Below are 609 nucleotides of genomic sequence, written 5' to 3'. Positions count from 1 at the left end.
CGACCGGCTGCGCGCCAGGGTCCGCGAGAAGCTGGGCCGCGGCGTGGAGCCGACAGCCGGGGTGATCGACTCGCAGTCCGTCAAGGCGGACGCCGTCGTTGGCGCGGACAGCCGTGGCTTCGACGGCGGCAAGCTGATCAACGGGCGCAAGCGGCACGTCGTGGTCGACACCCTCGGCCTGCTGCTGGGCGTGATGGTCACCGCCGCCGACACCGGCGACCGCACCGCCGCCCACGTGCTGCTGCGGCAAGTCGCCGACACACACCACCAGTTGGAGCTGGTCTGGGCCGACGGCGGCTGCACCGGCAGCCTCGTCGCCCACTGCCTCACCATGTTCGCCCTGGTCCTGGCGATCGTGAAACGCAGCGACGACATGCGCGGCTTCGTGGTCCTGCCCAAGCGGTGGATCGTCGAGCGCCTCTTCGCCCACCTGATGCGCACCCGCCGCCTGGCACGCGACTACGAACGCCGCACCACCAGCGCCGAAGCGATGATCTACTGGTCGATGATCCTGCTCATGACCCGCCGCCTGGCCCGGCCACACCCGCAGCGAGCGTGAACCGGCCCGGCGCGGGCTCGGCCAGCCAACCGCGCGCGACCAGGCGTTTC

At 71.6% G+C, this 609-nt stretch carries 1 protein-coding gene; it reads left to right on the top strand.

What is annotated here, in order from left to right:
• A partial coding sequence (locus tag PV679_RS36065) for a transposase (protein WP_319685505.1) occupies positions 1–559 on the top strand: 559 nt, incomplete at its 5' end.
• Positions 560–609: the final 50 nt, after the last annotated feature.

The organism is Streptomyces sp. AK02-01A, assembly GCF_033795305.1.
Taxonomy (GTDB): domain Bacteria; phylum Actinomycetota; class Actinomycetes; order Streptomycetales; family Streptomycetaceae; genus Streptomyces.
Note: the sequence above shows the minus strand (reverse complement) of the source record. Positions and strands in the feature narration are given on the sequence as shown.